Genomic DNA, 20,528 nt, shown 5'->3' on the forward strand with positions numbered 1-20,528 from the left:
ACCCTCAAATACCAGATGCCGCATGGAGTAATTCCTCCATGGTGGTTAATCCTTGGGTTACTTTTAACAGACCATCTTCGAATACTGTAAGCATACCAGAAACTAACGCTTGTCGCTCAATGTCTCTGGAATTATGTCGCGTCAACACAAGGTCTTTAATTTCTTGATTATAAAGCAAAAATTCATGAATCCCAATCCTACCTCGAAACCCGGAGCCAAAACATTCCGGACATCCAGTTGAGCGATAGAACAAATTAATCGATGCAGGTAAGCGGAGGGCCCGTTTTTCGGTTTCCGTTAACCTATACGTTGTCTTACAATGTTCGCATAACCGGCGTACCAGGCGTTGGGACAAAACCCCACTGACTGCTGCCGCTAAAAGATAAGGTTCTATCCCCATATCTACAAGCCGAGTTAAGGCCTCTGCCGCCGTATTAGTATGAAGGGTTGATAAAACTAAATGACCTGTAAGTGCAGCTGTTATGGCAATTCTCGCTGTTTCTTCATCTCGGATTTCCCCAACCATAATCACATCCGGGTCTTGTCGTAAGATATGTTTCAACCCAACAGCGAAACTGAGTCCTGCCGGAAGATTGACTTGTACTTGGTTTACCCCTGAAAGTTGATATTCAACCGGTTCTTCAATGGATATAATGTTCTGCTCTTCAGCCTTCAATTCCCTCAGCAGTGCATAAAGGGTTGTGGTCTTGCCACTTCCCGTCGGTCCTACTACCAATATTAAGCCATTCGGACGTGTCAATAAGGATTTGACCCCTGCTTCTACCTCTGAACGCATACCTAAGCCATTAAGCGAACGCTGTGCCATTTCTTGGTCTAAAATACGCACAACAACCTTTTCTCCATAAACAATGGGCATTGAAGACATGCGAAAATCGACCTGTCGCACCCCTGCGTTGAACGCCATTCGACCATCTTGAGGGATTCGTCGTTCTGCAACATCCATTTGGGCCATGACTTTTAAACAAGAAACTATACTTCGGGCAGTTTTTGCAGAGAGCACGTGTTTCTTCAGAAGTTTACCATCTATGCGATAACGCACGACGAAATCATTCTTACGGGGTTCCCAATGAATATCGCTTACGCCTTGCAAAACGGCCTCATGCAAAATTGAGTAAACTAATTTGAGCGTGGGCGAATCGTCTACTAAGGAATCGAATTCAACAGATTCAAGAGATTCCTTCGACCAAACGCCCTGATCCTCAAAGAAATGATCTTCAAAATGCGTAATTCGGGCGACGGACTGTTCCACGGTTAAGTACTGGCGGATTGCAGCCTGGATTTCCTCAGCCTTAGCGAATACTGGCTCAACCTCTAAGCCTGTAAACATTCGAACATCCCGTAGAGCTCGTTCATGGGTGGGTTCTAACATGGCTACTCTTAAGACTCCCGATCGTCGCTCAAATGGTATAAGGGTATAGCGGCGAGCCATTGCTTCGGGAATTTGCCCTGCAATTTCTGGGTCAATTATGACCCTGGTCAGAGAAACTTCCGGGATGCCCAAATATCTACGTACGGCTTCTGATAACTTGGCTTTGGACAACACACCCATCCGCACAAGAATATCACCGATGGGCTCTCTTCTTTCCAAGGCAAAATCTAACCCCTCTGCCAAGCCCTTTTCGTCAATATACCCCTTAACCAGCAAAAACTGACTAAATTCAAGCTGCTTTTCCATGGTTAGCGGTGTAGTTCCTGATAACTCGTCATGACCCACTTTCCCGCGTCCAACTGCAGTGTTTGTTCAATTTTTCGAATGGCTAAGCCTGACTGTCCCTCAGAAATCACTTTATACCCTCCTCCATTTAACTCAATAACAATAATAGCACGTCCGGTTGCCAAAGAAACGTTACCCTCACTAAGTCCTGGATTCACTAGTAGATGAGCTTTCGCCCACTCAATTCCTCCCTCAGCAACGTAGAGAGCCTGCCTGCTCTGGGTTTCCCGTTTTACCATACGATTTTCTGCATTAGCCTTCAGATAGACTTCCATCCCTAGTCCGGCTAAAGTCGTAAATAAAAGGAGGATAAGCAGACTGACATACCCGGTTGATCTGTGCTTTAAGTCGTTATAGGAGTTATAGGAGTTATTGAAGTTATTGAAGTTATTGCTGTATTTACTGCAACTAGGGGAGGTTCTGCATTTAACGTAGTAAATGCAACCCCTGAAGTAGGCCTTGAGCCGTGAGATATTGTAGAATGCGCACGTTGTCGGATCATACTCTGCCAAATAACCGTCTGCTCCTCTACACTTGCTTGCAAGAAGATCTCCCACAGTCCCGGTTCCACCTCCCTACATTCCCATCCAGTTACATAGCTCGCCACTGGCTGCGAAGCACCTAAGTGTCTCCAATAAAGGTCTCGCGTCTCGTCATGATCTAAATCACCGACGAAATAGATATCAAGAGACGGTGCGAGATTTACGTCATCCGGTAAGGGCAAAACTTTTAATACCCCAGGATCCGGAACCCATTCTACAGTTTGAGCCGTGCGAATCACATCAGAGACAGTTGTCCCAGCAGTCATCACGAAATAGTGAGCTTCTAAATGATTTTTGAGAGAACGCGCTCCCCGCCACTGATCCGTTAAAAATCGCAGGGCTATGATTAAAAAAATTCCGGTGATTAATAGGGCAAATAAAACTTCCATGAGCGTTAGTCCAGCAGTACTACTATTACGATTACGATTACGATTAGCATTACGACTATTCAACAGCATAAAGACTCTCCAGTTTATATTGGGGATCACTCCCCTTGCCTCTCCAGAAGACTTCCACACTAACTCTCAGAAGCTGCGGCATATCGTACCAATCCGCACGAATAATATACTGGAATTTCCCTTCGTTTCCTTCTAGGATCCCACCCGGTATGCAGGCTTGTCGGGCAAGATTATCCCTCCAATCATGGTTCGCTAACCGATCCATGATTCTCTGAGCAAGATTCGCTCCCTCCATAAGGGTAGTGGCTTGACGGGACTGGGTAACAGCGCTCTCCGTCAAGCCAAAGAGAACAGCAAACCCGAGGGAAAAAAGAAACAAGGCGAGTAACACATCAAACAATACATAACCCAAAGAAGCGTTTACTAGTTTCGTTCTAATCACTCCTTGAATTTCTTCAAGCGCTTAATAATCTTATTGAATATTTTTCGTATTTTCTTTCTTGATCTATAAAGCTGTTCGTGCTTTGACCCGTCCCAAGGCATCGAGCTGATAACTCAAGACTGGATTGAAAGGATCTTCTGGAATCTCCTCTAAATATGGACCGCGCCATCCACTCACGCCGATCGGAGAGTGAACCAAATCCGAAACCCTCCTGGGAAACGTTCCCACATCAATCCGATAAAGCTGGACTGCCCCTTCGATCTTTAGTACATTCGCGAGATCCACGCGGTTCTGAACCTGACTCACAGCTGAACCGAAGTGAGGTGTTAGGACTAGGAGAATTCCTATCAATGAAAGTACAAGCAGAAGTTCCCACAATGTAAAACCTCTTTGCGTGTTTTCCCCTCTTTTCAAGGCCTCACTCCTTTCCACTAAAATCCTATAAAATGCACAAATTACAAAACGCTATTTACGATTCACAAATTCACGATCTCAACATAGATCAGATTATTTCAACTAATTCCTGTTGATTTCTCCATCCATTATTAAATACCTTTCGACTCGACATATCTTTCTTATAAATACCTTCGATTGTCATTCTCTCTTATTAATTCGCAGTATATCGCGCAAACACTTGCGATTTCTCCTCTTAAAACAAGAAATCTGACAAAGATCTCTCGATCTATGCCAGATTATTTAATCCCAGTGTTAGTTTACTTGTCTGATGTAATTACCTCTTCCCAGGCACTTAATATTTCTTGGTCGGTACATTCCTTAGAAATAACCGCCTGTCCGATTCCTTTGGGGAGAATTAGGATTTTTCGTCCCCCTTGGTTTTTCTTATCGGCTTGCATGCGCTGTAACAAGGCCAGAGGGTCTTGCTTTACATCGACCGCGGTCGGTAAACCAAATTTAGTCAGTAACTGCTCAACTCTACTAACTTCTACGGAAGTCATTAGCCCTTTAGTCTTTGCTAAATATGAAGCTGCCACGAGACCAATACTAACCCCTTGCCCATGAGTCACTCCGCGATAGTTCATCTCAGTCTCTAAGGCGTGCCCGAAGCTATGTCCTAGATTCAACAGACCACGTATCCCTTGCTCGTGTTCATCTTGGGAAACTATACCTATCTTTACCGCCGAAGACCGTGTTACCATTTCGCTCCAAATCAGGGGATCTCGTTGTTTAATCTTAAGTTCTTGTTGTTCGAAAAACTCAAATAGGTCTAAATCCGCAATTATGGCATGCTTTATGCTTTCTGCTAACCCGTTTTCAACTTCTTGCCAAGGCAGACTATCTAGTGTCTTGAAATCTGTCCAGACTGCCAACGGTGGAGTAAAGGTACCCAGAATATTTTTCCCAGCCGGATGATTGACGGCCGCTTTTCCACCTATACTACTATCAACTTGCGCTAACAGGGTTGTCGGAACTTGTATAAAGCGAATTCCCCGCATAAAGACACTGGCAAAAAAACCGGCCAAATCCCCAATTACCCCGCCTCCCAGAGCAATAACGAGAGTTTTGCGGTCTGCACCACAACGTAGTGCCGCTGTCGTGAGCTGACTTAAACGTTCCAGCGATTTTTCTGCTTCTCCAGCAGGGACTGTCAGTAGATTGACACGATAGTCAACAAGGCCTTTTTGGAGACGTTCCGCATAGAGCTCTCCGACTTCCCTATTAGTAATAATCAGGATGTGCTCCACATCGCTTATTTGAGAATGAAGATACTCCCCTAGCGCTTCGAGTGGCGCTCCTAAAAATACCGGATACGGTTTATCAGAGCTGACTTCAATCGTTTGCAATTCCGCTAAACTCATTGTTATTAAGCCTCCTAAGTATGGTAAGAATCTCACTTACCACTTCATCAATATTTTTTTGAGATGTATCAATCATATAGTCAGCCTGAGCGTAGCAGCCTTGACGCTCCGACCATAACTTCTCAATCTCCTCTTTTGAGCCCTTGAGAAGCGGACGATCATTTTTATGGCCAATCCGATTAAGAATCTCTTCCAGCGAAGCATGAAGACCGATTACAGTCCCCTTATGAGCCAGCGCCTTCCAATTGAGGGGATTCAAGACTGTACCGCCGCCTGTCGCTATGACGATATGGTCTAATTGACTGAGCCTAGCGACCACAATGCTTTCTTCTGAACGAAAACGCGTCTCTCCATGACGACGGAAAATTTCTGTCACACTTAGGTTGGTGATTTCTCCTATTTCGTTATCAGTATCGACAAAATCCCAAGCGAGCGCCTGGGCTAACCGCTTACCAACCGTGCTTTTGCCAGTTCCCATGAATCCAATGAGAACGATGTTTTGCATGGTGATCAATCCTCTCGATGATAAAGTAATAATTACAATCGTTCCGAGTACCGCAATTCGCACAAATATCCCTAGTTATAAGTAAGTCCGCTATACCTAGATTAGGTAAAAGCTACATCATACGCAAATTTTCTTGATAAGCTTCCCAGCTGCTTTTTAATTCGGCAAAGTTATCTGCGGGGAACTTTTCCAGGACCGCTTCAGCAATCACCCAAGCTACCACATGTTCCAAAACGACTAAGGCGGCTGGCACGGCACAAACATCTGAACGCTCCACACTGGCCTTGACCACCTCTTTGGTTTCCAGATGCACCGTATCTAAAGGTTGATAGAGGGTCGGGATGGGTTTCATAACCGCTTGAAGGATAATGGGTTCCCCATTGCTCATTCCCCCTTCAATTCCTCCCGCATGGTTGGAAGCCCTAGCAAAGCCTTGCCCCTGACGATAAGTGATCGGATCATGAACTAGCGAACCCATGCGTTCCCCTGCCTCGAAGCCTAGCCCAAAGGAAACCCCTTTGATCGCTTGCACTGAGAGAACTGCTTGGGCCAGCTTTCCATCTAACTTGCGGTCCCAGTGCACATGGGAGCCTAATCCTGCCGGAATATTATACACTTGTACCTCTAATAGTCCTCCCAAGGATTCTCCCTGATTCCGAGCAATCAGGAGTTGATCCTCCATCTTTTGTTCAGCAAGAGGATCTCCTACAGACCACTCGGATTTTTTTACATGTTGCCAATACTCTTCCTTGTCTGAACGCTCCGCATGAACGCCGCCCACCGCCAGGACATGCCCTCTGATTTCCACTCCGAGGGCGGCCAAAGCTTGCCTTACTAGATTTCCTATCCCTACCCGCATGGCAGTCTCTCGGGCACTCGCCCGTTCGAGGATATTCCGGACTTCTGTTCGATATTTAAGAGAACCCGTTAAATCCGCATGCCCCGGCCGAGGGGTTAGCACTTTTCGGCTTTCTAAGTCAGCCTCTTCTCCCCAAGCCATGATTTTCTGCCAATTTTCCCAATCACGGTTGAGGATCTCTAAGGCGATTGGAGCGCCCGTACTTAATCCTCCTCGTACCCCGGATATAATTTGTATCTCATCTTGTTCAATAGCCATTCGTCCACCACGGCCAGGTCCTTGTTGACGTTGCCTTAAGGCAATATCAATACTATCTCTGGAAATCTTCATTCCAGACGGAAGTCCTTCGATGATACCGACTAACTTTTGACCATGTGATTCTCCTGCCGTTAAAAAGCGCATCTCATGTCCCTTCTCTCTATTCCGTATTCGTAAAAATTGATCTATTGTATAGACCATAAATTTTGGTCAGCGCAAAACTAATCAATAGTTTTTGTTTGGTACACGACTTGCACCGAAGGTCATTCTTCCCTTATTCGCATCCCTACAGGAGCCACGATAACGCGGCTTTGCTTACCCGAAGGGGTCGTCAAGATAATCGTTGAACCGACACTTCGACCAGAAGCATTAAATTGTAATTCTGGCGGGCTGCCTAAAAATCGGACCCCATCTTGGAAATAAACGTCCTTTACCCTGGTCCCTTGACGAAAAATCTGATAATGATGGTTCGTTTGATAGTAAAACTTAATGGCATACCAGTTATTTTCCGCAAGTGCCGCCTGGCGAGTATCACGAATTTCCTCTAACAATTGGGTTGTCGCCAAGGCTAAATGTTGTTTTTCGAAATTTATAGGAAGCTTAATAAGCAGCACAAACCCCGCACCAGCTAAGAGCGTTAATACAAGGATCATTTCCAGAAGTGTAAATCCGAAATCCTTACCCTGCTGATTTGGCATTTTCTTCGTCCTCTTTAACTCTTAGTTATCCTTTAGCAAACAGCCGCTCAAAGAATTGACCTTTCAAGGCTTGACTCATCTCCTCGACAGGAGCCTGTCCACCGAGCCAAAATTCCCAAGCCAAAGCCCCTTGATAAAGCAGCATCCCTAGTCCGTTTTGCGTACGACAACCCAGACCTTTAGCTTCTCTTAAAATAGCTGTCTCCCTCTGATTAACGATAATATCAACCACGAGGGCCCCCTTGGAGATCCCTTGAATAGAAAATGGAAAAGACTCATTAAGTAACCCAAGGGAGGTTGTCTGAACTAAAAGGTCTACATCCTCTAACCACGCTCCGGGAGCAAACTCCCCTGCTGTCGCTGTTCCTCCCCAGCGTTGAATTACCTGAACTAATTCCTTGGCCTTTTCAGGAGTCCGATTAAGAATATGTAACTCCATCCCTTGCTCTGCCAGCGCCAAGGCAATTCCTTTTGCTGCCCCGCCAGCGCCGAGAAGGACCGCCTTTTTTGCCTGAAAACCGTTTAATTCCGCTTCTACAGAACGCACAAACCCAGCCCCATCTGTATTGTGCCCAATTCGCTGCCCCTCATGGATTTTAACTGTATTAACAGCACCAGCGCGGCGGGCTTCCGAAGTCAAACTATCAAGCAGGGAAACGATGGGTTCCTTGTGGGGAATCGTGACGTTCCAGCCCGAAAACCCCAGAGCACAAAGTCCGTCCACGGCCTGCGCCAACTGACCGGGCTTAACTCGAAAACGATGGTACTCCGCTTTTATTCCTAGAGCCTTGTACCCAGCATTGTGCATCCCAGGGGAAAGGGAATGCTGAATCGGGTCACCGAGTACTGCATAATGTTTTTCCAAGTCATTATGTTGTTTTTCCATTTTTTACTCCTCTTGCATTCTGGTCAAAGATATCATAAACGTTTAATTGATACCCCCGATTTGCTTTAGTACAGCCAAGTTGCCTATAGGCACACTACGGAGTTTCGTGCGTATAACGAAAAGGAATGGCTAAGCCATTCCTAGATGCTCAATGAATTTTAGGGCTAAACGGTTTCGCCGAAGCAAAATGTTTCATCAGCCAGACAAGCACTTTCTCCAACTGACGCATAATCCGGGTTCCGATAAACTCTTGGTCATTGATGGGTGTAACCAAAATCGTATAAAGACCAAGCCGATTTCCACCCAGTATATCCGTAAACAACTGATCTCCAATCACAGCCGTATCCTTCTGCCCTGTCTTTAAAAGATCCATTCCCGCTCGAAAAGCTCTTCGACGTGGCTTTGTCGCCCCGAAAATAAAGGGTATACCCAAACGGTCGGCGACCACCGCAACACGCTGTCGCTTACTATTGTTGGACACCACGCAGGCGCCAATTCCTGCTGCCTTGACTTTTATAAACCATGCTTCCACTTTAGGACCTACTTCGACATTGTTCCATGGAGTCATGGTATTATCTAAATCGATAATTAGCCCTCGGATCCCATCTTGAACAAGTTGTTCTACTGAAATGAGATCTAGTGAGGTAGCTTGAAGTGTGGGTCGAAAATACTCAAACATTGAATCCTCCAAAGTGCTAAAGTTTATTATATATTATACCCTAGAGGATGCCATGAGAGCAAGTAAAGGACTTATCTATTTGAATCAATTTTCCCCATCTCTTCCATCAATTTTTGAATAGCTTTCTTCTCGATCCGAGACACATACGATCGGGAGATTTCCAAAGCTTTTGCAATTTCCCTTTGAGTGCGTTTCGGACTGTTCATCAACCCATAACGCAATTGGAGTACTAATTTTTCTCTTTTAGTCAGTTTTTTAACGAGTTCCAGCAAGGCCTTTTGTTCGGATTCATTTTCGACCTTCAACGAGATATCCTCTTCGTTCGACCCTAGTACATCGATCAGAGAAATTTCATTGCCCTCTTTATCCATTCCGATGGGATCGTAAATTGAAACCTCGCCGCGAGATTTTTTCAAAGATCGCAAATGCATTAAGATCTCGTTTTCAATACAACGGGCAGCGTAGGTGGCCAACTTCGTCCCTTTCCCCGGATCAAAGGTATTAATCCCCTTGATTAAACCAATCGTGCCAATGGAAATTAAATCATCACCATCTTCCCCTGTTCCGTCAAACTTCTTGACAAGATGAGCTACCAACCGTAAATTATGCTCTACTAAGGTATTGCGGGCGTTCTCTACTTCAGGGGTTAAGGTAAAGGACTCTGTTTTACTTTCACTAAGAATTTTCAAATAACGCGCTTCTTCCTGCTCATTTAAGGGCTGAGGAAAGGCATTGTTGTTAATATAGGAGACTAGTAATGAAACTCCCTTCAGAACAGAGAGGGCCATACTGACAAAAAAAAGTTCCACGAACATCTTCTCCACCCCTTTCGCACTGTTCTAATACCTATGCTTCAGAGGAGGGAATTTTGCTTATCCACATTATAATAAAAAATCCGTCATCCCGATTGTTTTTGGGAGACGGATATCGCTAACTTAATCTTTTATGATAATGAATGATCAGTCCTTCTTCAGTGTAGAGCCATCGTGCAGTACATTTTTTACCGGATACGAAGGCATCCGCTTCAATAACTTGATTTTCCTTGATAGCTATTTCCAATTTACAATGTGAGCAAATTTTATTTTCTTTAGATATTGTCTTGTAACAACGCTCGCCCAATTTAACCCCTTTGGCTTGTGCCTGGAAATTTGAAGCTACCACTAGTCTGTTATCAGTAATAAGATAAGCTGGTTCTTCAATGAGTTCTAAAAATTTAACAAAGCAGCCAATATATTTTTGAACTTTTAAATCCAACTCAACTTTTCTAAATTTAGTATTTTTTATTTTGTACATATTCAAACAGTGTATCATGCTGGTTTGATCTCGGGTTGAAAGGAATTTTAAGCCATATTCATAATAATCCCCTTTAGATATCTTTCGTAGTACTTGAGCCCGTAAATCATATTGCTCATTTTCAAATTCGAATTTCACGTTGAGTATCATAATCTCGGTGGGCAAATTATAAGCCATTCGTACCCGCATGCCCCCGGCACTAAGATCAAGTATGGAAACAGGCATGGTTTTATCGACGTCTATAGATTGATTGTAGACTGAGTGAATCTTAGCAAAAGCCGAGACTTCTTTTAATAAATCCACCCGGAAGTGTTGTCTTTTATTTTTTTTCTGCATTTCTTTACTCCCAAAATATCTTTCTGTCTATAAGACTTTCTAGATGGATCTCCATTTCTCCTACCTCGGCGACTCAAATATTTTGGTTATTATAAGCCATTTTTCGCCACTAAACAACAATCCGCTCTCCCGGTTGTCTTTGGGAGGCGGATTTGTTTAGGGTTGAAACATTTTCTCAGGAGAATCCACGCCGAAGGGGAAATTCATAAAGGCTGGTTTCTGAGTTGCGACATTTGAAGTTCCCAGGCTGGCATTAGCCGTCAACTTTAACTCTGCTCGCATGTCCCTTTGCGAACCTGTAAGCTTTATACTATTGATCGCTAATCGTTGACTCCCTCCGAATTGCAAAGCATGAATCAGGGCGAGTAAATCCACCGCTTTACCAGAACAGCTAAAGCTCATCCCCATCTCTTGATAGGTACCTTTAGTCTGAACTTGCTCAAAGGAGACCGATTGAGGATTAACTTTGTGTTGTTTAGCCAAGGTGTAGAGCCCAACCATGAGTTGGGGTTTATCAAGCTGGGTTGGAAGCTGAGCATTTAATTCAAGGACTTTTGTTTCCAACCGTTTAATATCCTGTTGAAGTCCGCTTTGATTCTTTTGGTAGCTCAGCAATTCCTGATGATAATTGTTCCGAGAGAGCAGCTGATTCTTAGTATCTTGAATGACCGTCCACTGGGGTAGAAAAAGGAATTTAGCATAAGCATAACTAAGTCCAAACATTATAACCAAAACAAGTATGATTATTTGTGATTTCTCCTTTTTCATACCCTTTCTACTCCTTAACTCCTCTAGCATATCCTTGGCAGAAGAGCATCTATTTTAATGTCAGATTAAAATTCATAGTCTGTGTTTGATCTTTTAACGAAACCGTTTGAATATCAACCACCAAGAACATCCCCGAATCGCGCAAACTAACCCATAAGCGCGCCACATCGACCGGTGTCGGAAGGCTAACACTTAGGGATACATTATTTTCCTGTAACGAAAACGAATTGACTACCGCCCCAATCGGCAAGGTATTTTTCAGTTTTTCTAAAATAGGACCAGGATCGCGCGTACTTGTTTTCATGAGATTTTGTAACTTTTCTTGTTCTTCTACTTTAGACTTTAGGGTCTTTAATTGGCTAACCTGATTTGAGATTTCTCTAAGCAAGGAGATTTTATCCTCAACCACGATGAGGTCTCTACTTAGTTTATATTCCCAAAGCCAGGGAGTACTGCCGATAACTCCCAAGAACACTAGACCGCCTATTCCCCAGGTTAAGGCTTGAGTTTTCAATTTCGAAGGACTCTCACTCTCTCTAGCCTGTCCTTCAATCCAGCGTTGGGCAAAATTAAACTCTCTCTTTTCTTTCATTTAGCCCTCCCGCATTGCCAAACCATAAAGGCTGCCATATTTCATCCAGTTTTTCTGTAGTGGTTTGGCCCTACTGCTAAAACGAGGACGCCAAGCATTCGGGAAGCCTACCTGGGTAAATATTTCTAAATTAGACTGGATAATCTCTTGAATAAAAGGAAGATCTGCATAGTCCCCAGTGAGATAAATGCGATCAATGGATTTACCAAAATGTCGTGCCGCAAAAAAGCCGAAGAATTCAGAAAGCGACTGGAGAACATTTCCCAAACTCGCTTCAACCTCCGTTTTAGCCCAAGCATGTAATTTTGCGGTCTGCAGATCCATAGCTTCCGTTTCTTCTTTTTCTTCCGGTTGTCCATCCCCAACACCTTTGGAAGTACTATTCACGGCAATCCTAACTTGGTCCAAGACGTCCAAAGAAACCTCTAGGTCAGAATACAAGAAAAACACGCCCTGCTCAAGGAGAATAAATTCCACCCGGTCTGCACTCAATTCGATAATCGCCAAATCCAGCGGAGCCTCCAACTCCGTTGTACTTTTTCCCTTCGAAGTATTCGGTGTCAATTTCGAGTATAACCGTGCCAAACCATCTGCGGCTAAATCCACCACTTGCGGTTTAAATCCTATCTCTTCCCACTCCGACCACAGAGTCTCCCATTGGTACTTTGGCAGGGCAGCCAGCAGAACCCGTTGACGTATTTCCCCGTCTTCTACTAATCGATCCAACACCCTATAATCTACCACGTAATCCGAAATATTCAAGGTAAAATACTGTTCCACTTGTTCTGTTAAAAGTTTATCAAGATCTTTGGAAGCCATAATTGGAAGAGTGATCATCCGGGTAATCACTCCCGGGCAAGAGACTGCAAGCTGAAGTTTTTTGAGAGGCACATGGTTTTTATGTAACCAGGCTTTCAGTAAGTCCGACCTTTTCCCACCAGTCAAGCGCTTGTCTTCTTGGAGACCTTCTTTCTGAACGAGTAAATTCTCCTCAGGTTGTTCTTGACCGTCTTCGAATTCAAATACAGGTTCAGGTTCAGGTACAACGCGAAATTCAGACAAGTGAAGAATATCTAGTTTTAATTTACGGCGGGCCACTTTGGCAACAACCCAGTGGTCCCCCCGTACTACGGCCAGCCATTGTTTTTGTTTGAACACGTTGTAATCTCCTCAAGCTTATTTATAAACTATTCCAAACTTAATTCTCAATTTGCCAGATTAAACCATCATCTGTTGATATAACGTAAATATTGGAAATAGTCGCTGTCCTATGATCATCCTTATAACTATCAACTTTATTGCTAAGGTAGCCGTCCACCACTAAACGAAGTGGCTCATTACCAGTGTAAGAAATAATAATTTCTTCTGACCTACTCTCATCACCATCATAATCATTAAAGTCGATCAAATACTTATATTCGTTATCTTCCGGATCTTCCGGGTCATCCTCAAATCTTGGTAAACTAACACCATTCAATGTAATCTTGCCTGTCAAATCGATGGTCTGGTTATTCTCCCTATTCTGTAGACTAAGCAGTACATTGTGAGGATACTTATTTTCCCGATCACTTAAATTTTTCTTGAGTATAAATATATAAATACCGTGGTTTAAGTCTACTGGCGAAGTAGTATCATCTAAATTCATATCATTACTAAAAAAAAACCTCGAGTTTCCGTTCCCATATCCATTCCCATAGACACCACCCACTATAAGCTCTTGGATTATATATTCTTCTGGAATCTCTTCTTCCGATCCACCACCGGAACCAGCTTTATAATAAGCCTGTAGAATCCGAACAACTTTTCCTGTACCACTTCCATATGACCCCGTACTAGTAATGGTATAATACAAGTCATTCTTTTGCCATTCTAGATAATACTGACCACTATCATCAACATCAAAAGGATCTGGGATAACAGGTTGTATGCTTTTACCCGTCGCATCGGGCGCTGGAACAAGATTAGCTTTTATCTTCGCTACTCCATCGAATATCCCAGCTTGAGCCAAATAATATGCCTTAATCGCTCTCTCTTCGTAATCATTAGATTGCATCTGATCAGTGATTAAGAAAAAGAACATTCCCGAGATTAACAGCAGAATCATTACTGACACTATAGCTACTAGCAAAGCAGAACCACGTTCGCGCATTTTTCCTCCTCACTAGAAACGCACCCAGGTGATTAACTGGAATACATTAACTGCTAGAAATTCTGGATCATCGGGGTTATTCGAATCGTTTGGATTGGAAGGATCATAATTCTTAGCTAAAATATTGATTTTCAAGAGACGAGTCCCGGCTGATTCGAACTTAATCCACTCAATGTGATCTGCAATTAGATAATGATCGGTCTCCTTCAGCATTAGCTTGCTTTGAGCTTCATCATAATAGATCGTTCCATCAGGCAGAGTCGCTGGATCCGGGGGATTTAGATTAATCTTACACGTTTCACCCGAATAAATCCCGGCATTTTCTTGATTGAGTTTAAGAATTGGATTAGGGATCACTCGAATCTGATCGATTGTGTGCAGCATGGCAAAACGAGCTGCATGCTCAAGGTCATCTTCACGAGTTGCTTTATCAAATACCCGGGTTTCAAGACGCATAAATTGACTTACATAGATCATTAAAAAACCAAAAATCGACACGGCAATCATTACTTCCAAAAGTGTAAAACCGCAGCATGAAGGCTTGTTAAATCTTAATTTATCCGCTTTTGGGTTTGTCAACATTTGCTTTGTCCTACAACTCTCATTTTAATCGATATGAGTATAATACGATAGATCTTCCACCGGGAATTGACATTTCAACTTTCACTTTCTCAAGATAATCATCTTCAACAGTAACATCAGTAGTCGTAAAATCATCATAGGATTTAAAGGGCATATAGATACTCTCTGAAACAGTCTGTTTGGCGATAGCCGCGTCCATTTGGCCAGCAACATAAAAAAGCATTTGTTTATACTCAGTACTTTGAGCTCTATATTTAAAGGTGACTGCATTACTTTGAGCCACAAATCCTGCTCCTATGAGCAGGATTGTTATCGCAAATACAACTTCTAGTATAGTCATTCCTTGATCAGACTTTCTCAAAAGCTCCCCCTCTTTCCGATTGTACAAATATCTCTTAATTCCAAACAGTTGTGACATTTCCAAGAAAATCAACGTCAACGTTTACTGTACGGGATGAGCCCTTAAGCGTGAAACTAACTGTATTACTGGGCGGATTTATTAAATAACCACGTTTGTCAAAGGATATAACACAGTCACCTCCACCAACTAAAGTAACTCCAGCATCAAGAGATTTCAATTGTATTAGAAGAGGACTAAGAATTTGGACAGTGTTCGCCTGTGATGAAGACGAATTAGTTATTAGCACATCATTTCTGGTATGTCCCTCGATTGCTCGGTGTTTAGCATACCGGATAAAGGACGTTGTGGTCTGGACCGAAGACTGAAGATGATAATAATCAGTTAAAGAACGATATTTAGGGACAGTTACAGTAGCCAGTATACCAATGACTGCGATTACCAGCATTATTTCGATGAGAGTAAACCCCAGGTTTTCATCATTGCCCTCTATAGAGAGAATTTGCTTCATACTACCTCACTCAATATCTTATTATACATCGACCACTTTTCTTGACTTGCCATTTATCTTGCCCCACTTACCCCACTAGCCATGTTGAAGATGGGTAAGGCTATAGCAATAATTAAACCCCCGGCAAAAATCCCGATAATGACCGTAAAGAACGGTTCCACCAAGGCCACTAAACGTGCCAGTCCAATCTCCACCCGTTTATCATAGTGTTTCGCCACTTCGACCATTAATTCCTCCATACGACCAGTTTCTTCCCCAATGGACATCATTTGGATGACAAGTGGATCAAAGAAGGGCTCCACACCAAAAGCCAGGGCCATGGTTTCTCCACGAATAATCCGGTCTTTAGCTCGGGCAACCGCTAAACGAGGGACTTCATTACCCACAATGTTCTCTAAGGAATTTAAAATTGGTACGATGGGCAGAGAGGAATGTAAGAATAAGGCCAGAGTTCTGGAGAAACGAGCAATAACCACGTCTTTCGTATTTTTACCCAAAAGAGGGACACCTAGCAGAAACGTATGCAGGTAAAAGCGGTACTTTGGAATTTTGAAAATCCGTATCATCAGACCTACTAGTGCAGCAATACTGAGTAAAAGATATAGTCCGTTGTTATTAAGATAATCAGCAGTATCCACAATCATCTGAGTAGGAGCGGGTAAACTTTGGCCGTTGCCCTTCATAAGATCCGTGATTTCCGGCAGAATAAAATTCATAAACAAGATCACCAGACCGATCAGAACGACGGTCAGAATTATTGGGTAAATTGACGCACTAGTAATTTTCTTGCGAATGAAATTCTCTCGTTCATAATACTCTGCCATACTCACCAGGACAGAGTCCAAATTTCCACTTTCCTCACCGACGCTGACCAAATTTATCAGCAGCTCGGGCAAAGCCCCTTGGCATTCTCTCATGGCCGCTGACAAAGAATCTCCACGGCTCACACCTCGGTGAATCGTACCCACAACTTCTTGTAGCCGTTTATCCTCCATCTGAGTTCGAAGAATCTCCAATCCCCTCACTAAATTAGCTCCAGATCGGATCATCATCGCCATTTGTGAGCAAAAAGCGGCAATGGATTCATACTTAACTTTACTGTTAAATGTTATCGTGAGCAAACTACTGAGTCCGGATTCTTTCTCTAGAGAAATAATTTGCCATTTGTTTTCCACAATTTGTCGCCTGGCGGCCTCCAAATCAACAGCTTCCAGTACGCCATTTGTCACGCGCATTTCTTCATTGATCACTCGATAGCGAAATTGCATTCCTGCCGTTCACCTCAACCTATTCATTCACATAAGTAACCCGCAGGAGTTCATCCACAGTTGTGACTCCTTCTAAAACCAGTCTTATTGCCGCATGTTTAAGGGTTGACATTCCCTGTTCAATCGCATAGTTTCTTAATTCGTCCGCCGTTGCCCTCCTGTCAATCAGTTGTCTGTGCCCTCCCGAAATCGGCATAATCTCAAAAATCGCAATCCGCCCTTTATAGCCGCTCTTATTGCAGTAAGTGCAGCCCTGCCCTTTTTTTATGGCAACCTTAGTTTCTTGAGGAATCTCAAGTAAAGTACGTTCTATGGGGCTCGCCTCATACTTAAGCGTACATTGGGGACAGATGCGTCGAACAAGCCGTTGCGAGATAATTCCTAAAATAGAAGCAGAAAGCAGAAAAGGCTCAATCTCCATATCTATGAGACGGGTAATAGAACTGGCTGCGTCATTGGTATGAATGGTCGATAACACTAAATGACCCGTTAAAGCTGAGCGCACTGCAATTTGAGCTGTCTCATTGTCCCGCATCTCCCCCACCATGATAATGTCCGGATCTTGCCTCAAAATTGAACGCAGTCCTGCGGCAAATGTAAGCCCCGCTTTAGGGTTGACCTGCATTTGATTGACCCCTTTAAAGTTAAACTCAACGGGGTCTTCCAGGGTCACAATATTCTTTTCCGGCACATTTAATTGTTGCAGGGCTGTATAAAGGGTGGTCGTCTTGCCACTTCCCGTTGGACCCGTAACCAGTACGATTCCATAAGGCCTAGAAATTAATTCCTCAAATGTTTTTAAATCTTTCCCGACCAGCCCCAAAGCTTCCTTCTCTAGAATAACACTGGCTTTATCCAAAATACGCAAAACAACTTTTTCACCATACATGGTAGGAGTGGTTGACACCCGCAGGTCGATCATCTTCCCCCCGACAAGATAGGAAATTCGGCCATCTTGGGGCAGACGACGTTCCGTAATATTCAGGTCAGCCATAATTTTCACCCGGCTAACCACGGGATTGGCCATACTGATAGGGGTAAGCATAATCTCTCGTAACACACCGTCAATTCTAAAGCGCACCCGAAGTTCTTCTTCGATGGGTTCAATGTGAATATCACTGGCCCGGTTATTGACCGCATTCTCGATAATCGTGTTTAAGAATCGAATGATCGGTGTTGCTTCTTCATCGATATCTTCCCCCTCAGAAACGCTTAAGGACGTTTGGGAGGACATAGCAACTGAGGTTACACCCATTTTCTTGGCATACTCACGAGCAGCCTTTTCCGCCCCACTCCTACCATAGAAGCGATCAATGGCCAGAAGAATATCTCCTTTTTTCGCTAAACAAGGTTTAACCATCATTCCTGCAGCCAGCCGTAAGTCATCGATCGCAAAGTAGTCAGTCGGATCACTCATGGCCACCAAAAGTTGAGCATTGCTCATTTCCACAGGTAGAACAGAATATTTCCGCACGACGTTTTCTGGAAGTAACTTAAGAACTTGTTCAGGCACAACCAGGCGATTTAAATCGATGGAAGGCAGTCCTAGCTGACTTTGCATCGTACGCAGAATGTCCTCTTCTGTGACGAGTCCTTGCTTAATTAGGACTTCGCCGAGACGAAGACCAAGAGACTTTTGCATTGCAAGAGCCTCTTCCAGTTGAGTCGGAGAAATAACCCTGCCAGCGATGAGAATTTCTCCGAGACGTTTACGTTCTTGACGAAGGGCCAATGGTGGGGCCTCCTTTCGGGTTACCTTTAGGATATAGGAAAAGGGTGTTTTGGTAAACACCCTTTAGAATTATTTAACTATAAAATTCCAGATCAAATTATGGAGTTATTGTAACTGTTTTTCCAGCTATAGCTAATCCATCATTGCCATGAGGTATAAGTTTAATTGAAGTAATTGGAGTACCTACTCCCGGTGTAGCTGGCGATATCGTAACCACTATAGTTCCCTGAGTATTAGTAGCATTTAATGTACCAAAATCACTACCAGCACCGTCCGTAAGAATAAATAATGCATTATTGCCTGGAGTGCCAGTTGCTAAATCTCCAGATACTGGAGTAACCGCTTCCGAAGTATATGGATTAGCCAAGGGATCAGAAGTATAAGCAGCTATAATATCATCTTTAACTGTAGTAACAGTGGCTCCTTGATTATTCCAAGTATTAATTTTACTTTCTACATATCCTTGAACCGCTCTAAGATTCGTATCAACACCTGCGCCCTTAGCCTGAGTCTTAATCGTCCCAACCTTCGGCACCAACACAATCGCCAAAATCCCAATCACTGCAATAACAATCATAAGTTCGATTAGCGTAAAACCTTGATCTTTTTTCCGTTTGATCATTTCTTTCAACTTACTCAATCCTCTCCTTTGTGTACTTTTCCCTTAGGTCCTAGTCAGTTGGGACCTAAGTCCTATTGACTATTTATCGCATACATTTATTCTATCGGTTTTATAACTGCTCGTCAATAGGGCAAATTCTCCAATCTTCTCCATTTTGTTGATTATTAAAAATATTACTTCTTAAAATGGGTCGTTTCATTTAGCCTAGAAATTTGTTTTCAATAATTTCCTCAGTCTTTCCACGCTATATTAACGCTCCACTCTTGCATAGAGGCTTTCAATTGATTCTCCCTCTTCATTAATGGCAAAAACATCCGCACTGTAATCATCATGGGAATAGACAACAACTGCCCCATTATAATTTGGGTCGTCATCCCAAGATGTTTCCTCACTGTCAAAAACATAGACAGCTTTAGTTTCCGTTCTATTCGTAGAGGTAAGTGTCTCCAAACCTTTTTCATTTGTAATAGGATTACTCATAGTCCTCATTGTTACCTCTAAAGAATCCACTATATCTTCACTAGAGGGCATTCCTGAAATTGCGATAACAACTGATCTAACATTGGTTTCAACTCCAGTAATTTTTGCCGCTGTCTTCATGCTCCCAAACTGTGGTATTAAGGCGCTTGCCAATATCCCAATTATCGCAATAACCATCATGAGTTCAATAAGGGTAAACCCATCATCCCTTCTCCGTTCCATCACCTCGCCTCATCGCCCCTTTAAATTTTTGCCCTTTAGTCCTATAGCGTTCGGGACCTTTATCCTATTGCTTATGCTATTCATTCTATCTGTAGTTAGAACAATCGTCAATAAGAGAAGACGCTATCATTATATAGATTTTGCAACCAAGATTCCACCTTTTGTTTACTTATCCTTTAAAAAAATTCTAATTTACGCTTCGAAAACTAAACTTTGCCTAAATGAGCTTTTTTTATTGCGAAAATTCTATATCACGTCGTGATTATTTTTTATAATAAAAAAAAGGATTTACTCAATATTTCAAGAAATAATCAAAAAAGGAGGTAGTAGCTGTTGTTTAATATCTAATAGACCTCACAAGTGAGCAAAAGGCGCTATTAGATCACATGATGCTCGTTTTCTGTACGGCAGTTCGCTACTCATTCAAGCGACAACTCGAAGGTCAGGTGATCGGTGATCTGGAGAGAGTTGTGGCGCATAAGTACAATTTGAATATACGACAAGCTAAAGACGCTGCGGAATCGGCGAGGCAGACTATTGTGTCACAGCATGTACTCGTCAAGCTCTACCATGAAGACTATACGAAAAAGGTTGAGGCACTTGTTAAGAAACTTAAAAACCCGAAGCTATCTGTTCGCAAGGTCAAAGCATTAACTTCAAAATTAGCAAAACGTCAGCGCAAGCTAAGCTATTGGACGGTGCTCAAAGAGAGTAAGACCTTTCCGCCGGTTACGTTTGGCACTAAAGAAATGTTTCTTAGGCGGTGCAAAGGTTTGATCACAAAGAAGGAATGGAA

24 protein-coding genes and 1 pseudogene are annotated in these 20,528 nt (G+C 43.1%); 1 reads left to right on the plus strand and 24 read right to left on the minus strand.

The window, feature by feature from the left end; translation table 11 throughout:
* Nucleotides 1-4: 4 nt before the first annotated feature.
* The 24 genes from JL57_RS30880 to JL57_RS30995 form a co-directional block, all read right to left on the minus strand.
* Nucleotides 5-1,735: a GspE/PulE family protein gene (locus JL57_RS30880; protein WP_045691099.1), complete on the minus strand. Its 1,731-nt coding sequence runs from the start codon at nucleotides 1,733-1,735 to the stop codon at nucleotides 5-7.
* Complete coding sequence (locus JL57_RS30885; RefSeq protein ID WP_034145704.1) at nucleotides 1,699-2,010, minus strand: hypothetical protein; 312 nt, start codon at nucleotides 2,008-2,010, stop codon at nucleotides 1,699-1,701. The genes JL57_RS30880 and JL57_RS30885 overlap by 37 nt, the downstream gene beginning before the upstream one ends.
* A 68-nt stretch (nucleotides 2,011-2,078) precedes the next feature.
* On the minus strand, nucleotides 2,079-2,735 hold the full coding sequence (locus tag JL57_RS30890; RefSeq protein ID WP_291300799.1) for a type II secretion system protein J: 657 nt from the start codon (nucleotides 2,733-2,735) through the stop codon (nucleotides 2,079-2,081).
* Entirely contained in the window at nucleotides 2,722-3,117 is a 396-nt protein-coding gene (locus JL57_RS30895; RefSeq protein ID WP_291300800.1) for a hypothetical protein, read from the minus strand. Before JL57_RS30895 ends, JL57_RS30890 begins: the two co-directional genes overlap by 14 nt.
* Nucleotides 3,118-3,180: 63 nt before the next feature.
* On the minus strand, nucleotides 3,181-3,531 hold the full coding sequence (locus JL57_RS30900) for a type II secretion system protein GspG (protein WP_034145706.1): 351 nt from the start codon (nucleotides 3,529-3,531) through the stop codon (nucleotides 3,181-3,183).
* A 299-nt stretch (nucleotides 3,532-3,830) separates the two neighbouring features.
* Nucleotides 3,831-4,934, minus strand: a complete 1,104-nt coding sequence (gene aroB, locus JL57_RS30905; protein WP_034145707.1) for a 3-dehydroquinate synthase — start codon at nucleotides 4,932-4,934, stop codon at nucleotides 3,831-3,833.
* Entirely contained in the window at nucleotides 4,906-5,439 is a 534-nt protein-coding gene (locus tag JL57_RS30910) for a shikimate kinase (RefSeq protein ID WP_034145708.1), read from the minus strand. The genes aroB and JL57_RS30910 overlap by 29 nt, the downstream gene beginning before the upstream one ends.
* A gap of 112 nt (nucleotides 5,440-5,551) precedes the next feature.
* Nucleotides 5,552-6,700, minus strand: a complete 1,149-nt coding sequence (gene aroC, locus JL57_RS30915; RefSeq protein WP_034145709.1) for a chorismate synthase — start codon at nucleotides 6,698-6,700, stop codon at nucleotides 5,552-5,554.
* A gap of 119 nt (nucleotides 6,701-6,819) precedes the next feature.
* Entirely contained in the window at nucleotides 6,820-7,254 is a 435-nt protein-coding gene (locus tag JL57_RS30920; RefSeq protein WP_034145710.1) for a type II secretion system protein, read from the minus strand.
* A 25-nt stretch (nucleotides 7,255-7,279) separates the two neighbouring features.
* Nucleotides 7,280-8,119: a shikimate dehydrogenase gene (aroE, locus tag JL57_RS30925; protein ID WP_034145730.1), complete on the minus strand. Its 840-nt coding sequence runs from the start codon at nucleotides 8,117-8,119 to the stop codon at nucleotides 7,280-7,282.
* A gap of 169 nt (nucleotides 8,120-8,288) precedes the next feature.
* The gene (locus JL57_RS30930) at nucleotides 8,289-8,819 is read right to left on the minus strand and encodes a YqeG family HAD IIIA-type phosphatase (protein WP_034145711.1); all 531 of its coding nucleotides are present in this window, start codon (nucleotides 8,817-8,819) and stop codon (nucleotides 8,289-8,291) included.
* 71 nt (nucleotides 8,820-8,890) lie between these two features.
* Entirely contained in the window at nucleotides 8,891-9,634 is a 744-nt protein-coding gene (sigK, locus tag JL57_RS30935; RefSeq protein WP_034145712.1) for an RNA polymerase sporulation sigma factor SigK, read from the minus strand.
* Between the two features lie 115 nt (nucleotides 9,635-9,749).
* Complete coding sequence (locus JL57_RS30940; RefSeq protein ID WP_034145713.1) at nucleotides 9,750-10,448, minus strand: PilZ domain-containing protein; 699 nt, start codon at nucleotides 10,446-10,448, stop codon at nucleotides 9,750-9,752.
* A 156-nt stretch (nucleotides 10,449-10,604) separates the two neighbouring features.
* Nucleotides 10,605-11,216 (minus strand): type 4a pilus biogenesis protein PilO, encoded by a 612-nt coding sequence (gene pilO, locus JL57_RS30945; RefSeq protein ID WP_034145714.1) that lies wholly within the window; start codon nucleotides 11,214-11,216, stop codon nucleotides 10,605-10,607.
* A 49-nt stretch (nucleotides 11,217-11,265) separates the two neighbouring features.
* Complete coding sequence (locus JL57_RS30950) at nucleotides 11,266-11,808, minus strand: PilN domain-containing protein (protein WP_034145715.1); 543 nt, start codon at nucleotides 11,806-11,808, stop codon at nucleotides 11,266-11,268.
* Nucleotides 11,809-12,966: a type IV pilus biogenesis protein PilM gene (pilM, locus tag JL57_RS30955; protein ID WP_034145716.1), complete on the minus strand. Its 1,158-nt coding sequence runs from the start codon at nucleotides 12,964-12,966 to the stop codon at nucleotides 11,809-11,811.
* A 40-nt stretch (nucleotides 12,967-13,006) separates the two neighbouring features.
* Nucleotides 13,007-13,957: a pilus assembly PilX N-terminal domain-containing protein gene (locus JL57_RS30960; protein WP_034145717.1), complete on the minus strand. Its 951-nt coding sequence runs from the start codon at nucleotides 13,955-13,957 to the stop codon at nucleotides 13,007-13,009.
* A 12-nt stretch (nucleotides 13,958-13,969) separates the two neighbouring features.
* Nucleotides 13,970-14,539 (minus strand): type II secretion system protein J, encoded by a 570-nt coding sequence (locus JL57_RS30965; protein ID WP_034145718.1) that lies wholly within the window; start codon nucleotides 14,537-14,539, stop codon nucleotides 13,970-13,972.
* Between the two features lie 19 nt (nucleotides 14,540-14,558).
* Nucleotides 14,559-14,900 carry a prepilin-type N-terminal cleavage/methylation domain-containing protein gene (locus JL57_RS30970; protein WP_291300801.1) on the minus strand — a complete coding sequence of 114 codons (342 nt, stop codon included), beginning with the start codon at nucleotides 14,898-14,900 and terminating at the stop codon, nucleotides 14,559-14,561.
* Between the two features lie 34 nt (nucleotides 14,901-14,934).
* Complete coding sequence (locus tag JL57_RS30975) at nucleotides 14,935-15,408, minus strand: prepilin-type N-terminal cleavage/methylation domain-containing protein (RefSeq protein ID WP_034145719.1); 474 nt, start codon at nucleotides 15,406-15,408, stop codon at nucleotides 14,935-14,937.
* Nucleotides 15,409-15,461: 53 nt separating this feature from the next.
* Nucleotides 15,462-16,676, minus strand: a complete 1,215-nt coding sequence (locus JL57_RS30980) for a type II secretion system F family protein (protein ID WP_034145720.1) — start codon at nucleotides 16,674-16,676, stop codon at nucleotides 15,462-15,464.
* Nucleotides 16,677-16,695: 19 nt separating this feature from the next.
* On the minus strand, nucleotides 16,696-18,408 hold the full coding sequence (locus JL57_RS30985; RefSeq protein ID WP_034145721.1) for a GspE/PulE family protein: 1,713 nt from the start codon (nucleotides 18,406-18,408) through the stop codon (nucleotides 16,696-16,698).
* A 97-nt stretch (nucleotides 18,409-18,505) separates the two neighbouring features.
* Nucleotides 18,506-19,030 carry a type II secretion system protein gene (locus JL57_RS36015; protein WP_291300803.1) on the minus strand — a complete coding sequence of 175 codons (525 nt, stop codon included), beginning with the start codon at nucleotides 19,028-19,030 and terminating at the stop codon, nucleotides 18,506-18,508.
* A 249-nt stretch (nucleotides 19,031-19,279) separates the two neighbouring features.
* On the minus strand, nucleotides 19,280-19,732 hold the full coding sequence (locus JL57_RS30995) for a type II secretion system protein (RefSeq protein WP_034145722.1): 453 nt from the start codon (nucleotides 19,730-19,732) through the stop codon (nucleotides 19,280-19,282).
* Nucleotides 19,733-20,118: 386 nt separating this feature from the next.
* Here JL57_RS30995 and JL57_RS31000 point away from each other — a divergent pair.
* A pseudogene (locus JL57_RS31000) lies at nucleotides 20,119-20,528 on the plus strand (IS200/IS605 family accessory protein TnpB-related protein); the annotation flags it as partial.

Source organism: Desulfosporosinus sp. BICA1-9, assembly GCF_000802135.1.